The following is a 16,051-nucleotide window of genomic DNA, read 5'->3' as shown; positions in this document are numbered from 1 at the left end:
ATTTTCTCAGGCTTATTTCCTGTATAATTTTACATAAAAATAAGAACAATGGCAAAAATTAACCGAAGAAAGTGGATCAAACAAAATGCGTATGCAGCTTTAGCCCTTACAATTCCCGGATCCATCACAGCTTCATTATACAAAAATAAGGAAATGAATACGAAACATCCTATTTGTGCAACCTGTGGTGTTCAATATGAATCTTCAACACAGGAACATTGCCCGGTTTGCGAAGATTCAAGACAGTATGTTAATGCAGATGGCCAACAATGGACTACGTTGGATGCTGTTAATAAAACGCATAAAAATATTATTGAAAAAGTAGCTCCTAATATCTATGCAATCTATACGAGTCCGCGTTTTGGAATTGGGCAGCATGCACATCTTGTGATTACTCCAAATGGGAATATATTGTGGGACTGCATTACCAATCTGGATGCTACAACTGTTGATATTATGAAAAAACTGGGAGGTATAAAAGCGATTGCCATATCTCATCCCCATTACTATTCAACTATGCTGGAGTGGAGTAAGGCTTTTGGTGACGTACCAATCTATATTCATCATTCGGATGAAAAATGGGTACAGCGTAAAGGAGATGCCATTCAGTTTTGGAAAGGCAGAGAAAAAGATCTTTGGGACGGAATGAAACTGGTGCTCTGTGCGGGGCATTTTGACGGCGCTACGGTTTTGTATAATCCGGATCATGGCGGACAGCTTCTTACGGGGGATATGCCGTTGGTATGCTCGGACCGGAAAACAGTTACCTTTATGTACAGTTACCCCAATTATATTCCTTTGCCGCCGGAAGCAATTCAGTATGCTAAAGAGTCTTTAGATCCATTGAAGTATGATGCTGTATTTGGAGCTTTTGGAACATATATCCTGGGAAATGGCAAAAAAGCAGTTGACTTTTCGATAGAAAGGTATCTTGGCCAGACCAGGTAAAATTTAGTTTGATAAATATAAAAACCGCTTGTAAAGGGCGGGTTTTTATATTTTATACATACGATGTTTTTTGGGGATTTATTCTTCTCTCAATATCTTTTCCATCTTTTTACCCTTTGCCAGCTCATCGATAAGTTTATCCAGATACCGGACATTTCTCATAAGTTCATCTTCAATATCTTCCACACGGTATCCGCAAATAACCCCTTTGATTAAGGAAACATTAGGATTGATCCGTGGAGCCTGTTCAAAAAATGTCTGGAAATCTGTTCTGTTCTCTAAGATTTCCTGAAGGCTTTTTTCATTATATCCGGTTAGCCAGAATATAATTTCATGAACTTCAAATTTTGTACGTCCTTTCTTTTCTGCTTTTTGAATATAATGAGGATAAACGCTGGCAAAAGCCATAGTATAGATTCTTGTGTTCTGCATGACTTTTTTATTGTCGATTAACTTAACTCTTTAAGAATATCATCAAGTATCCGGTTGAATTCTTCCGGATTTTCCAGCATAGGGTAATGCCCTGTTCCGGCGATTTCAATAGAGTTGTAATCTTTTAAATACTTTCTGTTATTTTCAATGTTCGTAGGGAAATTATCCGAACTGATTGCTCTTACAGGTATCTTAACTTTTGCGGCAGTTTCCCTGAAATCCTTTTTATATAGAGGCCTGAGCAGATCAATGGCTTTTTCTGATGTATTTTGGAGAAATTCGTCCTGTAATTTCTGTTTTACATCAGATGGTGTTTTTCCTGTAAAAAGATATTGGGGAAGAATATTTTCAACTGCGTTTTTAAAATCATTGCGGTAATGAACAAACAAAATCTGTTCGGCCTGTTCTTCCGTAAAAGCTTCATCGAGATTTTTAACCGTGTCTATCAGGATAAGTGCCTTTACATCAGGTGTTTTTAAAGCAGCTTCAAGAACATAGGCTCCTGACATAGAATGTCCGACAAGAATAATTTCCCGCGAATCTATCTGGTTTGCTACTGCTTGAATATCATCTGCATACAGCTCACTTGTCCATTCCTTTCTTGAAGTGCCGGATTTTCCATGTCCGGCAAGATCCATTTGTACAATGTGATATTTTTCTTTGAAATATTCCTGCTGGCTGCTCCACCATTCCCCGTTGCCGAGCCATCCGTGTACAAAAAGAATAGAAGGATTCCCGTGCCCGCTTTCTTTATAATGAATGTTCTGTCCGTCCGAAGACTTTGCATATTTTTCCATAATTAATATATTTCTGTAAGTGGTTTATTTGTTTTTGGGTTCGTAGATAAGCTGTACCACACCGGACCGGAAGGTATTGGTTGTAATGAGACTGAGTTCAAGCCTTTCTTTCAGATTTTCAAACAAAGGTTTGCCGCTTCCCAAAGCAACCGGATGAACCGAAATCCTGTAAATATCAATAAGGTCTAGATTAATAAAGGTTTTAATAAGACCGGCACCGCCGTAAAGCCAGATATCTTTTCCCGGTTGAGTTCTGATGTCCGCTACTTTTTCAGTAATATCAGAGTTGATAAAGACAGCTGCCGGATCTTCTCTTTCCTGTTCTGAAAAAACATATTTATTTTTAGAATGAATGGTTTTCCAGAATTCCTTTTCTTCGGGAGCAGCATTTTCTTCCGGGTGGTAGGTTCCCCAGGCATCATAACTTACCCTGCCGTAAAAAATAGTATCAATACTGTCCAGAAACCTGTCAAGGTTCATATCATCATCCATGATGCACCAGTCTGTTTCGCCATTAAGCCCTTCAATGAACCCGTCTAAAGTAACAGCCAGGTCCAGGATTATTTTTCTCATATGATTACAGTTGTATGGTTGGGTATGTGTAAAAATACAGAAAAACGCCCTGAAGACAGAACGTTTTGTATAATAAGATTTACCATTTCCATATCTGGGGCTCATCTTTCCAGATCAGCAGCCTGAATTCTTCATAATGGTTTCCGTTGCCTATGGTATGGGTATCTCTGTGGCCTTTCTTTAGTTTTAACTTATGGAGAATACCGGAATGGGCAGCTACCCATAAAGTTTCCTCATCATCTGAGAGGGTCATGCCGGAAATAGTGGAACCTAAGAAATGCCTCCAAAGTCTTTTCCCGTTTTTGTCGAAAGCTTTGATATAGCCATAGGCATCACCCAGGATATAATAATCTTTTGTAGCTGTACCTGTATATACCCTCATTTCTTCATTGATTACAGTATAATCATCACTTTCAGTATAGGCTTCGATATCGGCTCCCACATACTGATCGGAATTGATTCCTATAGTAATACCGTTGTAGAAATGGCAGGAATTGGTGATTAACTGGCTGTCATCTTTTGAAAACAGGCAGAAATGCGGATATGAAGACTGCGCCCCGACAGATCCCAATGTATTTCCTTCAGCATCTAAAATTCTGTGGTCATAGTTCTGGTCACCAACTACAATGTAATTATTGTCATTGGAAATTGTCGCATTTTCCATATCAATATCCGAGGTCCAGTCTTCTTCATTGTCTTCATTAACAGGATGGATGAGCTTTTCTTCTTCGCGGGAGATAAGGTAGATGCCATATGAAGTGATCAGGATAACTTTGCTTCCGTCATTGAAAGGAATAAGCTCTGTAATACCGAAATCTGCAGTGTGGTTTAACCGGAATTCATTGATGATGGCTCCGTCCCAGCCTTTATGCAATGAAATTTTATCATTGGAAGCAACGGCAAAGATGTTTCCCTGCTTGGATTTTCCGATGGCCTGAATATTTTCATCAAGTTTTGTAATCTGATCATCATCCAGAAGATAGGCCTGCCTCTTTTCATAAGAAGTGCCGGTAACGAAGACAATTTTCTGACCGGAAATAAACTGAAGCTGCTCGATACTTTGTGATTTCTCTTCCAATAAAGGGATAATAGGGGTGTGGGCTGGCGGGAAAAAGACCCTGAAATTTTCCGTATCGTTGTTTTGGTTAGCCATTTTCAGTAATTTGAAAATATCCTGGGCAAGGTTGGCTCTTTTATCTTCGGGCTCTTTGCCTTTCCAGTTTTCCCAGCCGTTTTTTTCACCGAATTCAACCATTTCATTAATTTCTGTAGCATATTGTTCTCCTTTTGAGAACCATTCTTCCTGGATTGTAGTGTTTTGCATATTAATGAGTAAATAATGTTTAATATTTAGAAAAGTTTATGATTATTTGAAGGTAATTCTTTCTTCATGAGAACCTCTGATCTTACTGCTGCTTCCTTTTAACAGATGAGGATTGAGAGAGCCTGTTTTCTCTGCTGTGAACTCAAAGCTCATGATGCTTAATGTTTCTCCTGGTTTGGAGAAGTTTTCTTTTTTAACGGTATAATTTCCGGATGGGCCTATTTTTATTGTATCAGCAGGCTGTTCCATAAAAGTCTGTACATTACTGTCATTATCTTTAGTTTCTATTTTGACACTTTTAGATAAATACAGTATGTTAACATCCTGAAGCCCGGACCATTGTATGGAATAATTGCTGTTCAGGGAGGCTTGCGGGTTATAAATAATATTTCCGGAGCTGCTCAGCTTCAGGGAAGGGATGTTGGAAAGGGAAAATTTTTTACCATTGGATAATTGGATCTGAAGGTCGTAACTGTCATTCTTCGGGGGAATATTTTCAGCATGGTAATTGTAATTCTTACTGTAATACAGCTGCTGCGTAATTTTATATTCAGCTTCTTTGCCGTTAACGGTTATTTTCACGGAATCACTGCCAAATTCTTTTCCTTTTTTATCATATAAAACCACAGAAAGGGAATTGTCATTTTCGTCCGTTAAGCTCTGGTAGATTTCAATTTCGGCTTTTATATCGGAAATATCTTTGATTGTTGATGCAGAAGCCGGCCCGGAACAAGAGGCTAACAGGAAATATATGGAGCACAGCAGCATAGAAAGCTTTATTTTTATAGAGCTGTCGGTTTTCATAATTTGTGACATTTGGTAATGGAAAAATTTTCCGGTCCGTTAAATTACAAAAAGAAATAGAATAGGGGATATTTGTATGTGGATTAATTTGTAAAATATATTCAGGCAGATTTTTTATGCAGAATAGAGTGGGTATATAGATATAATTAATCTTTATAATAATTTTTGAAGTCTTTTTTTTCAAGAATCTTCCAGCTTTTGTCAGTAAAATGTACGGAAGCGCCTTCACTTACTTTGCCGTCTGTGGTGAGTTCATAGAAATCGCAGCCCCAATCTTTATTCATCATACTATAATGTGCTCTTACAAGGTACCTGAATCCGTAAATCTTTTTAGCGGGTTCATTTTTGATTTTCACAAAAACAGTATCCGTTAACAGAATTTCGTTTTTTACAAAATAGTTTCTCTGATGTCTCAAAGAATCTGAAATGGCATCAGGGATCTTATCATGATAATTCTGAATGATTTGATTCCTTCTTTTGATCCTGATATTTACAGAATCCGCATCTTTTGGAAAATATCCGAAGAAAGAAACATTGAAACCGTCAATTTTAGTTTTAGCCAAGCATTCTTTTTCAATTTTGGACAGCCTTTCTTTATCGCTTTCACAGGAAAGTAAAGCAATAGCAATGAATGCGGGGAAAATATTTCGAAGGAGAAAATTCATCAGTTTTTTTGACATTATTTATTCTGTAATGACCAATGGATCATGCCATCCTCCTGTTTTATTTCAGTAAAGTTTAATTTTTTCAGAAAGTTGATGGAATTTATATTTTCCAAAAAACATTTTGCCGTAATTTCATTTATCTTCTCCGTGGAAAAAGCCCAGCGTATAAGCTCTGTTACAGCTTCTTCAGCATAGCCTTTTCTTCTTTCTTCCTTAATAATACCATATCCGATATCAATGTTTTTTTCCTCAGCATTAAGTCCTTTAAACCCGGCATCACCAATTATTTCGGAAGTTTCCTTTTTAATGATCATCCAGGATTCAAATCCGGTTGGTGCTCCTGTTTGCGAAAGATTATCGATTATTTTAGGCAGGGTTTCCAGCACATCCTGATCCGGCCAGCCTTTTCCTTTTTTTATTCCTAACACAGGCAAATCGCTGAAATCATTATTCAGAAGGTTTTTGCAAATTTTTATAGTGAAAGGAATAAGGATTAATCTTTCTGTGGTAAGCGGATCTATTGGTAATGGCTGGGCTTTCAAATGTTTGATTTTTATAGGCTGAATTTAATATAATTTATTTGATAAGCTCTTTTGAATAATTATAAACCGATTTATTATATCTTGGCAAATGAGCAGAAAGCGATTGCAAAACCAATGATAATGCTTCTTTATCATTGTTGAGGGAAGAAAGCGACAGAGCAAGAAAAGCGTTCACAGCATCATCCAGCTCATCGGAATAATTTTCTTTTTCTTCTCTCAATATTGCTATGCTTTCATGGAATTTTCCATTATTCCGCAATGTACTGGCCAGTTGAATTCTGGCTCTTCTTCTCCGCAATCCTGTAAGACCGGATTCCAAAGCAGCTCTGTACAAAGGTTCTGCTTTTTCTTCAAAACCGGTGGAATCGTAGGCACAGGCTCTTTCAAAGTCTGCAATGGCGTTGGAGTGGTGATCGGGAACTTTACCCGTATGTACTTTTATGTTGTTGATAAAATCATCATCGGAAACGGTTCCCAACTGTTCCCAGATCGTTTTCAATTCTTCTTCCCAAAATTCAAAATCTGTCATCTTTTTATTGGTGTTTATCAGTCTTCAATAGCTTCGATGCCTTGCTGCTTCAGTTTTTCAAGGTGGTCTTTCATTGCTTTGAGCTGTTCAGGTGAATGTCCCTGCCATTCTTTTACCTCTCCGACAACTTTAAACGGGTGTTGAGAACGGTAAGATTTAGTAGGATTGCCCGGAAATTTTTTATCGGTTAAATTCGGATCGTCTTCAATAGGCCCGGTAGGCTCTACTATATAGATTCTTTCTTTACCTTCCCCGAAAGCCAGCTCCGTACCCCAGGTTGCAGCTTCCAGAGTGGCGGAAAGATAAATGTACCTTGCCTTTCTTTGGGTTCCGTAGTTTGAAGTGAAGCCGATTTCGATGAGGTCTCCGGTTTTAAGATCTGCTTTTGTACCGTGATAGTAGATGATTGGCTCTTCAGAAGAGTTTGAATTCATAGTCTGGTTTCTTTGATATATAAAATGTAAATATACGGTATTGGATTACGCTTCAGATTTTATTTCTGCATCTTTATAGATGTTCCAGAAGTTGTAATCTGTCATTGGAGCATCTGTGATTCCTACATTGCGTCCCATTGTTACGATCTGTCCTCTGTGATAGGTTCCGTGGATGATGGCGTGCTGAATGTATTCATACTTAGAGAAATCGCATTGGAACCACGGAGAATCTATTTTTACGTTTTGAGTTAAATCTTTTTCGGATAAAGTTTCAACGTAATCCACTAATTTTTGAGAATTGTTTTTTATCCCTGCAAAGATTTCTTCTTTACTTACTGCACCCGAAATTTCCGCAAAATTAAAATCAGTTCCGGAAATATGGCTCCACCAGTATTCCTGGGTTTGCCAGATGTGATGCAGGGTTAATAAGATAGTAGGAAAACTGGAAATTACTTCCTGATTAAGCTGTTCGTCAGACTTTGTGGAAAGCCAGTCGATGTACTTATTAACAACCCAGTTGTTGTACTGAGCACTGTGTGTAATTAATGTTTTTAAGCTCATGATGATTAATATGTTGTTTATTGATTTGGTGTTATAAAAATAAGTAAAATATTAACCGGATTTTGTAAAAACAGAAAATTCCTAAACGATCTCTTTATGTTTTAAAATAAAGGTTCACCATTCAAATCGGTGGTAAGTACCTCACTCATATAATCAAAAAAAGGACGCATGGCCAATAAGGTGAGAACTGCTTCCTTCTGGAAATCAGCGGACAGAACTTCATTATCCGTAAACTTTCTCATCACAACATATTGCTTTTTCCTGATTAGATCTATAGCCGGATGATCTTTGTCAAAACCTCTCGGGGCTGTTTTTACGGCATCGCCTTTAATTTCTCCGAAATATTGTATGAAAGTTTGGTCAGAAGTAATCTTTTCAATTTCTGTGGTACTGATTTCAAATTCTTTACGGATACGGAGCAGGTCTTTGGCATCCGGTCCCCAGAATCCTCCTCCTACAAAGCTGTTACCGGGCTCCAGTTGCATATAATATCCGCCTCTCAGCATTGGTTTTGAACGGGAATATCCCACCCCGAAATTGTTTTTGTACGGCGTCTGGTCTTTGGAAAAACGAACATCCCTGTAAATCCTGAAAATATGGATTCCTTTTACATTATCGTGCTCCTGAAGTTCATTATAAATCTGATTGAAAAAGGCTTTGTTTTCTTTTACCACCGAATCATATTCCGGCTTATGCTGTGCAAACCATTCACGGTTGTTGTTTTTTTCCAGCTGTTTAAGGAATTCAAAGGTCTTTTTCATGCTACGATATATTCGGATTTCGTTAATTATACTCAAAAATAACAAAACGTTCTGTAAACAGTATGATTTTTAAATAGATTTAGAAACTACAATGTGATATCGCTTCCGGCAGATCCATTTTATTTCTTTTTTCCGGGTATTTACGAACTCTTCAGTTAAAGTCATTTCTGGAATATCAATTCTGCTTTCAAGGTTAGTATCAACCGATTGTGAACAGGAGGTTTTTTATTTACAAATGTTATTATAAAGGATAAAAACGTTAATTATAAATGTTAGGACAAAAATGATTATATGTATAAACTCTAACTTTAAAACACGTATGCCATAATTTTTATTTTCAATATTTATTTCAATAATTATATTTACAGCTGTCGTAATTGTTAATGGTAGTAAAAACCAAGATCCTTGAAAGCTTAATGCTCTAAGTAAGGCTTTATAAAAATATTCACATCTAATATCTGTTAATAAAAACGATACTGTCATGAAGTAAATTACAATACAAATCACTCCAATATTGATAAAATATTTTAAGATTTTCATTAGATTTTGTTGTAATCTTTCCGGCTACCAGGCAAGATATTCATAATTTTGTTCTATGTTCTATGTTCTATGTTCTATGTTCTATGTTCTATGTTCTATGTTTTATGGTTTGTTTTTTTGAGGGAGACTATATTTTTCGTTTCTCAAAATGGCTGTAATGGCATCGGAAATTTCGAATAATTTCCCGTTGTAATTATTTCCTAACAAAATAATGGTAAATTTTTGATCCAGATCAGAAACTAAAAGAGCTTCATATCTTCCGGCTCTTCCATCATGTAAATGCTCAATTAACTTTCCATTCCTATATTTTGCCTGTCCTAAAGCGGATTGGGTATCCGGCATATCAAAATGTTGCCCCAGCTCAAACACTGAGTTGGCGCTGATTACTTTATTGGAGTGAAGGCAATTTTCCCATTTCAACAAATCTTTAGTGGTTAAATAGGTTCCGCCTGTTATAGGCAGTTCTTCTTTGTCTGCTACTAAATTATTATCAAATGCTTTGGCTATATTTTTTTCATTTTCAAAAAGTGTCATTACGGAAGAAGTCATTTTGCAAGGCTTGAAAATGAATTTTTCCACATACGTTTTAAAGTTCATTCCGGTTAACCGCTCAATAATGAACTGACGTAAAAACAGATTGTTGATGGTGTAATCGTAATTAGTACCCGGTTTGAAATCCAGTGAATCCACGAGCTTTAAGCCATCAAAAAGGTCTTTATCATTTTTAATCTTTTTCCAGTTTGCATCGGGAATGCCGCTTGTGTATTGTAACAGGTTTTTTATGGTGACTTCATTGGCCCATTTTGGTAACCCCGGAATGTATTTGGAAACATGATCTTCTATGTTCAATTTGCCCTGCTCCTGTAATTGCATCAATGCCACGGCACTGAATTCTTTGGTGATGGAACCAATATGAAACCTGTAATCAGGCGTTAGTTTTTTCGTTTTTGTGGCGTCTGTAAAGCCAAAAGAAGCGTTGTAAATGATCTTATTATCTTTTGAAACCAAAACATTTCCATTAAACACTCCAATCCGGTTTGACCATTTCATCAGGGAATCTATCTGACTGATTTTGTTTGTCTGGGCAAATGAATTCTTTATGGGAAGTAGAAGAAGAATGAAAAATAGGAATAGTTGTTTATAATCTGGTACTCTTAATGTTTTTATCATTGGTGTTATTTTTCCTGATTTCGGATCATATTCTATAAAAAGCTGTTTTACTACTCAAGGAGGTGATTATGATTAATTTCCTACAAACAATTTAAATTTAAGTATTTCGGATTGGCCGGGAATTTCGGAAAGTATCCAGTAGTAGTTATTTTCTTTGTTTATAATTTCATAAATATATTTATCTCCTTTTTTACTGAAATTCTTTCTTCCGTTATTATTACTTTCAATAAATTCCAACTCAAATTTATTTTTGCCAATCCATTTGTAATATAATTTTGAATTCGTTCCATCTTCAAAAGTTTCTATCCAAAAGTTTTTGTCAGTTTTTAATGTTGTTTTTTTACCTTCATATTCAAAATAATAAAAGTCTATGGTTTTCTTAAATTGAGCAATTTCATTTTCAGATACTGTAATTTTTGGGTGTGCATCAAGTCTTGCCCAATTGTCATCTTTTGGGGGATCTACTTTTACTAAATAATCTCTGAAATGTTCACATCGCTTTTGAAATCTGAAATATAGATTATCAATTTTATCTTCAAGTTCTGAACCTGAGAACTGACTTAGATAGGGATGAATAAATTTTTTGTTTAATATTTCAATTCTTAAAGTATCACTTAAATTTTCATTAAGTTTAAAATTTGAACACATTTCATCAAGCATTTTGTCTGTTTTATCCGATTCATTTTGTGCATTTAAAAATGTTGAAAGCAGTAGAATAATTATCAACACTGATTTTTTCATGATAAGTGATTTTTATTGTAGCGCCCAAATCTACGAATTACAATAATATCAGGCTATGAAAATTCGGGCTTTTCATCTTTAGAAACCATAATATCCCTGTGAACCCTGATTTCCCACTGCACAAAATCTGCGAAAGTTCAAACATATATGTTTTTCACTACAGTAATTTGTATTTGGTTTAAAACAGGGGTGTTTGTAATCAAATACTTTTTACATTGGTTACAAACAACCTTGTTTTTGTTAAAAATACTTTATTGAAGGTCTTACGCAAGTTGCGGGAAACAAAATACAATTATGTTTTGTTTCCCGGAATAGGGTTTGGAATGAAATACTATTAATTTGAGGTGAGGTTACCTTTATTTTTTCTTTCAATAATGAGATACGCTGCATCCAGCATTTTGGTGAGGTGAATGTATGGGCTTATCATATTCCTTTCCGGCAGATTGTTGTAGATTCCCAGTGAGAAATAGACCATTCCGGAAATAAAATAATCAAATTCCTTGATGCTGTATTCTCTGAATGCTTTTTTAAAGACCAACAGCGGATTTTGGTATTCCTTCTCGGAAAGCAAGCCAAGAACCAATGGGGAAACATCTTCCAACGGAGTATTGACGCTTCTTTTCTTTTCCTGTAGTGCAATGAAGTAGCCTGCACGGATGAATGGCCGCATCGCCTGCTGAAAATGAAAAACGACGGCCGGATGTTCTTTTATCCAGCTATTTCTTTTTACCGCATAACTTATAATGTCGTTTAGCAGCTCTTTGGATGCTGTCAAGTCATTGAGCTTAAAATAGTTTTCCATTAGCTGTATGCCGCAATATTTCTTCCGGCCTTTACCAAGCCGGGAATGAAGGTCTGTTCTGGTTTTTTTCATGAGTTTGTATTTTTTTTACTGTACGATTTTACAGGCTGTAAAGGAGGAAGTCCGCCTGAACTTCCTGCCCATACAAGCCAAAGGTAATATGATAGAATTTGTGTTTTTACAAAAAGCCCTAAAGCCGCAATGAGTTGTACACCCCATTGTACCGTATCATGATACTTTATGTTGTAAAGCAGACTTAGAAAAAGATGATTGTAGAAAACAGAACAGCATGAAAATAAAACGGCATGAGACTCTACAATATCCGACTTGAGGTACTGGTATACCGTGCAACAGATAAGAGAGCTCACGCCTAGGTCGTGAGCTTCTTGCTTATCTTCTCGTTGCTTTTAAATTACCAGTTTTCAAGTCGAGATTCTAAGCAATAGCTTCTAATATTCTTTGAAGTATCGCAAAGCTACATTTCTTGTAGCTTATGTTACAAATATAATAAAAAAACACAATATTGGCATATATCCCAATAAGATTTATTTTTTATAAATGCAATTTGCTTGAAAACATAGTATTAATGGATTTTCAAGAAGACCTGCGAATTTTGATTGGAAAGCGTATTGTTGAAATTAGAATGAGAAATAATCAAACTCAACAAGATTTGGAATTTTTAACAGGTATTGATTCAGCAGAAGTGAGTAAATATGAAAAAGGGAAAAGAAATCTAACCTTAAAAACTATGATAAAATTTGCTGTAGCATTACAAGTTCATCCAAAAGAGCTCTTTGATTTCGATTTTGATATCAACAGATACAAGAATGAAGAATAAAGAAAAATCCTAGCGAGAGCTGGGATTTGTTTTTATTAACCTATCAGGTAATAGAATAAGTTTTTCAACTTGGTGATGTGGTGGATTTTAAAGCACTAAAGTTTAATAGAATTACTGATGCTGAACTTTGCACAATTGATTAATTGAAGCACTTCGGCCTCGCTTTGGGCAACCCCTTGTTAGCTGCTGCCTTTTTCCTGATTATTTTGTTTTTCTAATATTTTGTTATAAAGTTCGTTACGCCTGTTAAAAGATTTTATTGTCCCGATAACTGCACCTGTTTTTGTAAGTAAATAATTGAATTCCCAATTATCGTAATCATTGAATGTAAATTGAATTTTTTCAGCATCAAAGTTTTTTAGTTGTTCAATTTTGTCAGCGACTAGTTTAAGTTTTTCTGTTGTCAAGGAATTTAAAACTTTGTCAGCCTTGTGTGTTGTAATTACTAATTCAATATTGCATTCTGTGTTTGGGTAAGAAATGACAAAGTTTTTTGGTCGGTTTGATGGTTTGGCTTTTTTAATAGTCTCAATAGCAAGTGTAGATATTAATTTATAGAATTTAACCAAATCTTCACCAACTGCTTCCCCTAATTTTTCGGTTACCTTTGATTTAATGATTCCAAGTGTTGTAGCAAGAATTTTAGTTATTGTGATTACAGTTTCTGGGTCGGGCAATTCTGACTTTCGTCCAAATTCAGATGTGTCAAATTCTAAATCAGTTTCTTGTTTTACTAACTCATAAATTTCTTTATGCCCGTTTAGTTTTTCAAAATTAGCTGGATCTGTTGCAATAGATAATTTTGTTGCCTCGTTTTCTTCGCATTCAATAAATGGGTATTCTCCTTCACTGAAATACTCTTTCACCAATTTAGTTCCGTCGTTAAGTGTAATAAACTCTTGTTTGTCAAAATACATCATTTCAGCAGACAAATAATATTGTTCGTCATCACCTTGAAAAACTTCTCCATTAGAGATTGCTCCAAAAGGAGGAAATGTTCTTATATGTTCTAAACCTAAACGTGGTTTTCTTTTTCCGTTTAGCTGAGGCAACATACTGTCAAGTGCACTTTTCATCATCATATATCCTTGACTGTCTAAATGCGTTGAACTAACAATATATTTCTGTTTTCTTATCATAATCGGGGTCTGTTAAGATTGCAGCTAACATCCAAATTTAGGCATCGTGCAATATTCAATTACGCTAATGTTGTTTTGGTTCTAGCTATCTATTTGTTAATCATCAAATATATAATATAAATATACTATTTCATTACGGAAAACCATAATACAAACAAAAAACCGCCCTATAAAAATAGAACGGTTAGTATATTAAATTGCCTCGGTCGCTGACCGTTGCCAATACAATGTTGTGCGATGTTCTTTTAAGAGTTCCATTCCATCCATCCAAATAACATATGATGTTCTTTACAAAATAGTGTTTTTCCTCCTGAAGCAATTAATCCTGAACCAATTGACCAATTTTCTGAATTAATTTCGTCTCTACTATAATAAGTTTTACATTTAACACAATAGATAGAAATGTATTCATTTTTTCTTACAGTCTTCTGTGAAAAGGATGCTATGTAGTTTGTGTTATCTTTAAAATCCAAATTTTTGTTATTATTTAATGCTTCAACTAATTCAGATCTAATATTCAAGATCGAATTATACTCAGTATGTCTTGGTGCATCTTTAGGGAGGTTTTTACAAAATTTTTTATAGTAATTAATTTCTTCATCATATATTTCAATGAGTTTTATTATTTCTATCTTAATGATTGAAAGGTATTCTTTGTTGTGATAAAAGTTGAATTGATAATAACTCATTTTTATTTTAACTTATTACTAAAGATGTGAAATGGAGAAATAGTGGTGAAAAAGTAGGAGAGGGCTTTCAATTCTGATATTAATCCCGTATTTTTCCAATACCATGTTGTTTTATTTATTGATAAAAGGAAGTTTAAAAATTTTCACATTATTTAAACCGCCATTTTCAAAATATTCGGTTTGTACAACAAAGTAGGTTGGGGAATTTTCAATTACCCTGAAAGTCAGTGATTTATTTTTGAGATAGGTTTCATCATAATTACTGTTGGTTTCCAGCAGATTTAATTTGTACGTGCACTTATCAACCCATTCAATTTTATTAATAGAATAAACATTGTTTTTTCTTGTTTCGATAACTTCATTTTTTGTAAATGTCAGGTACGATTTTTCTGTTTTTTGCAGCGTTTCATAATAGTAGATTCCTGTTTTAATATCATCACAATTGGAGATGCTTTCTTGCTTTTCGCGGACAAATTCTTTTTTTCTGTATTCTAAAAAACTTTTACAATTACTTAGCAAAAGTCCTTCAATAGATACGTAATAATCTTCAATGTCTTTTGTGTGGGTATTCTGAGGGTCATTAAATTTTTTAACAATTTCAGTATAGTTATTGTCAAAACTTTTTTGGGCACATTCTTCCAGTTTTTTTTCGGGATCTTTTAAGTTTTCTACATTTCCTAAACAGGTACAAATTTCGTCTGATATTTTTTTCTCCAAATTTTGAGAAAACAAACTAATTGAGCTAATTAATAATATAAATTGTAGTATTCTTTTCATTATGATAAAATTACAGTTAACATCTAAATTTACGCATTATGCCAATATACACTATGTACAATTGCGCTAATGTTGTTTTGGTTTTTATTTTGAAAGTTTAGATTTTTTGCTATTCAAGGCTTTCTGCTTTATCCATTGTACAGCAATATCAAAAGGTGCCGTATCGTTGCCGGAAGAAGTATTGTGCCCCAGTTTAGAAAAAAGAGTATACTCGAAAGGCTTGCCTTGTGTTTTAAGTGTATTTAATTGTTCTATACACAACTTTACAGGAATCTGTATATCTTTTTCGCCAAAAAGCCAAAGCCCGGGAATTGAAAGCATGTTCAGAGAGGTTTTTGGATCTGTCGCTGCAAATTGATATTTGTCCGGATCATTTCTGGTATGCTCAATGGCATCTGCTTCTGTGTGATTTTCCCAGAAATTATTGTTTCCATTAGTATAAAACTGAAACCGAAGCTGTTCCAGTGTTGTAATGGTAGGGCAACTAAATAAAACCATAAAATCAACTTGTGGATTTTTGCTCGCTGCAATCGGGATGATCCATCCGGCCTGGCTGAAACCCACTAATCCAATGGGTGTTTTTTTATCCTTCAAATAGGTTTGAAATGTTTTTACGGCTGCATTTGCATCGTGAGCCAATAAAGTAAGATTGGCAGTGTCGATATTATTCGTGCCGACAGATGGCCCTACATACACACCGCCGGATTCTCCCACGCCACGTTTGTCATAGGTGAGTACGGCAATACCTTCTTTGGCAAGACGCTTTGCAAACTCCATTTCTCTTTTTACCGGATCGGAACCGTGAACAATTACCACTGCTGCCAATGGTTTTTCAGGCTCTAAAATGGAACCTGCAAGAGTGATGCCCTGACTTTCAAACTTTACATCCCGAATGGTAAAGTCGGTTGATTGTGAAAATACAAATTCCGGTAAAGCTATTAATAACAGCCAAATATATAAGTTGGGAAAAAGGTTGATTTTCATT

21 protein-coding genes are annotated in these 16,051 nt (G+C 35.3%); 2 read left to right on the top strand and 19 right to left on the bottom strand.

Annotated elements, in window-relative coordinates:
- The first annotated feature begins 48 nt into the window (after window positions 1-48).
- Complete coding sequence (locus HNP36_RS15875; RefSeq protein ID WP_228456409.1) at window positions 49-948, top strand: hypothetical protein; 900 nt, start codon at window positions 49-51, stop codon at window positions 946-948.
- Between the two features lie 78 nt (window positions 949-1,026).
- Here HNP36_RS15875 and HNP36_RS15870 read toward each other — a convergent pair whose 3' ends face one another.
- The 15 genes from HNP36_RS15870 to HNP36_RS15800 form a co-directional block, all read right to left on the bottom strand.
- A complete protein-coding gene (locus HNP36_RS15870; RefSeq protein ID WP_184165786.1) occupies window positions 1,027-1,380 on the bottom strand; it encodes a DUF2200 domain-containing protein in 354 nt (117 codons plus the stop codon).
- Window positions 1,381-1,397: 17 nt separating this feature from the next.
- Complete coding sequence (locus HNP36_RS15865; RefSeq protein ID WP_184165783.1) at window positions 1,398-2,177, bottom strand: alpha/beta fold hydrolase; 780 nt, start codon at window positions 2,175-2,177, stop codon at window positions 1,398-1,400.
- 24 nt (window positions 2,178-2,201) lie between these two features.
- On the bottom strand, window positions 2,202-2,750 hold the full coding sequence (locus HNP36_RS15860; RefSeq protein ID WP_184165780.1) for a dihydrofolate reductase family protein: 549 nt from the start codon (window positions 2,748-2,750) through the stop codon (window positions 2,202-2,204).
- 79 nt (window positions 2,751-2,829) lie between these two features.
- Window positions 2,830-4,074 (bottom strand): hypothetical protein, encoded by a 1,245-nt coding sequence (locus tag HNP36_RS15855; protein ID WP_184165777.1) that lies wholly within the window; start codon window positions 4,072-4,074, stop codon window positions 2,830-2,832.
- A gap of 42 nt (window positions 4,075-4,116) precedes the next feature.
- Window positions 4,117-4,878, bottom strand: coding sequence for a hypothetical protein (locus tag HNP36_RS15850; RefSeq protein WP_184165774.1), 762 nt, complete (start codon window positions 4,876-4,878; stop codon window positions 4,117-4,119).
- A 146-nt stretch (window positions 4,879-5,024) separates the two neighbouring features.
- Window positions 5,025-5,558 carry a hypothetical protein gene (locus tag HNP36_RS15845; protein ID WP_184165770.1) on the bottom strand — a complete coding sequence of 178 codons (534 nt, stop codon included), beginning with the start codon at window positions 5,556-5,558 and terminating at the stop codon, window positions 5,025-5,027.
- Window positions 5,558-6,085, bottom strand: a complete 528-nt coding sequence (locus HNP36_RS15840) for a GNAT family N-acetyltransferase (protein ID WP_184165767.1) — start codon at window positions 6,083-6,085, stop codon at window positions 5,558-5,560. The genes HNP36_RS15845 and HNP36_RS15840 overlap by 1 nt, the downstream gene beginning before the upstream one ends.
- A 34-nt stretch (window positions 6,086-6,119) precedes the next feature.
- Complete coding sequence (locus HNP36_RS15835) at window positions 6,120-6,614, bottom strand: tetratricopeptide repeat protein (RefSeq protein ID WP_184165764.1); 495 nt, start codon at window positions 6,612-6,614, stop codon at window positions 6,120-6,122.
- 17 nt (window positions 6,615-6,631) lie between these two features.
- Window positions 6,632-7,048, bottom strand: a complete 417-nt coding sequence (gene arr, locus HNP36_RS15830) for an NAD(+)--rifampin ADP-ribosyltransferase (RefSeq protein WP_184165761.1) — start codon at window positions 7,046-7,048, stop codon at window positions 6,632-6,634.
- A 45-nt stretch (window positions 7,049-7,093) separates the two neighbouring features.
- Window positions 7,094-7,609 carry a DinB family protein gene (locus HNP36_RS15825; protein ID WP_184165758.1) on the bottom strand — a complete coding sequence of 172 codons (516 nt, stop codon included), beginning with the start codon at window positions 7,607-7,609 and terminating at the stop codon, window positions 7,094-7,096.
- 101 nt (window positions 7,610-7,710) lie between these two features.
- On the bottom strand, window positions 7,711-8,370 hold the full coding sequence (locus HNP36_RS15820) for a DUF2461 domain-containing protein (RefSeq protein ID WP_184165755.1): 660 nt from the start codon (window positions 8,368-8,370) through the stop codon (window positions 7,711-7,713).
- A 642-nt stretch (window positions 8,371-9,012) separates the two neighbouring features.
- On the bottom strand, window positions 9,013-10,080 hold the full coding sequence (locus tag HNP36_RS15815) for a serine hydrolase domain-containing protein (RefSeq protein WP_184165752.1): 1,068 nt from the start codon (window positions 10,078-10,080) through the stop codon (window positions 9,013-9,015).
- 72 nt (window positions 10,081-10,152) lie between these two features.
- Window positions 10,153-10,821 carry a hypothetical protein gene (locus HNP36_RS15810; protein ID WP_184165749.1) on the bottom strand — a complete coding sequence of 223 codons (669 nt, stop codon included), beginning with the start codon at window positions 10,819-10,821 and terminating at the stop codon, window positions 10,153-10,155.
- A 334-nt stretch (window positions 10,822-11,155) separates the two neighbouring features.
- Window positions 11,156-11,695, bottom strand: coding sequence for a hypothetical protein (locus HNP36_RS15805; protein ID WP_184165746.1), 540 nt, complete (start codon window positions 11,693-11,695; stop codon window positions 11,156-11,158).
- The gene (locus HNP36_RS15800; protein ID WP_184165743.1) at window positions 11,692-11,991 is read right to left on the bottom strand and encodes a hypothetical protein; all 300 of its coding nucleotides are present in this window, start codon (window positions 11,989-11,991) and stop codon (window positions 11,692-11,694) included. The genes HNP36_RS15805 and HNP36_RS15800 overlap by 4 nt, the downstream gene beginning before the upstream one ends.
- A 218-nt stretch (window positions 11,992-12,209) precedes the next feature.
- Here HNP36_RS15800 and HNP36_RS15795 point away from each other — a divergent pair, with 218 nt between their 5' ends.
- The gene (locus HNP36_RS15795; protein ID WP_184165740.1) at window positions 12,210-12,461 is read left to right on the top strand and encodes a helix-turn-helix domain-containing protein; all 252 of its coding nucleotides are present in this window, start codon (window positions 12,210-12,212) and stop codon (window positions 12,459-12,461) included.
- Between the two features lie 179 nt (window positions 12,462-12,640).
- Here the strand turns inward: HNP36_RS15795 and HNP36_RS15790 are convergent, their stop codons facing one another.
- The 4 genes from HNP36_RS15790 to HNP36_RS15775 all read right to left on the bottom strand — a co-directional run bounded on the left by HNP36_RS15790 (window position 12,641) and on the right by HNP36_RS15775 (window position 16,050).
- Window positions 12,641-13,600 carry a hypothetical protein gene (locus tag HNP36_RS15790; protein WP_184165737.1) on the bottom strand — a complete coding sequence of 320 codons (960 nt, stop codon included), beginning with the start codon at window positions 13,598-13,600 and terminating at the stop codon, window positions 12,641-12,643.
- 245 nt (window positions 13,601-13,845) lie between these two features.
- On the bottom strand, window positions 13,846-14,289 hold the full coding sequence (locus tag HNP36_RS15785) for a hypothetical protein (RefSeq protein ID WP_184165734.1): 444 nt from the start codon (window positions 14,287-14,289) through the stop codon (window positions 13,846-13,848).
- A 111-nt stretch (window positions 14,290-14,400) separates the two neighbouring features.
- Window positions 14,401-15,006, bottom strand: coding sequence for a hypothetical protein (locus HNP36_RS15780; RefSeq protein ID WP_184165731.1), 606 nt, complete (start codon window positions 15,004-15,006; stop codon window positions 14,401-14,403).
- Between the two features lie 144 nt (window positions 15,007-15,150).
- Window positions 15,151-16,050 (bottom strand): alpha/beta hydrolase family protein, encoded by a 900-nt coding sequence (locus HNP36_RS15775; protein ID WP_184165728.1) that lies wholly within the window; start codon window positions 16,048-16,050, stop codon window positions 15,151-15,153.
- Window position 16,051: the final 1 nt, after the last annotated feature.

Source organism: Chryseobacterium shigense, assembly GCF_014207845.1.
In the GTDB taxonomy this organism is placed as follows: Bacteria; Bacteroidota; Bacteroidia; order Flavobacteriales; family Weeksellaceae; genus Chryseobacterium; species Chryseobacterium shigense_A.
This window is presented reverse-complemented; position numbering and strand designations above follow the sequence as displayed.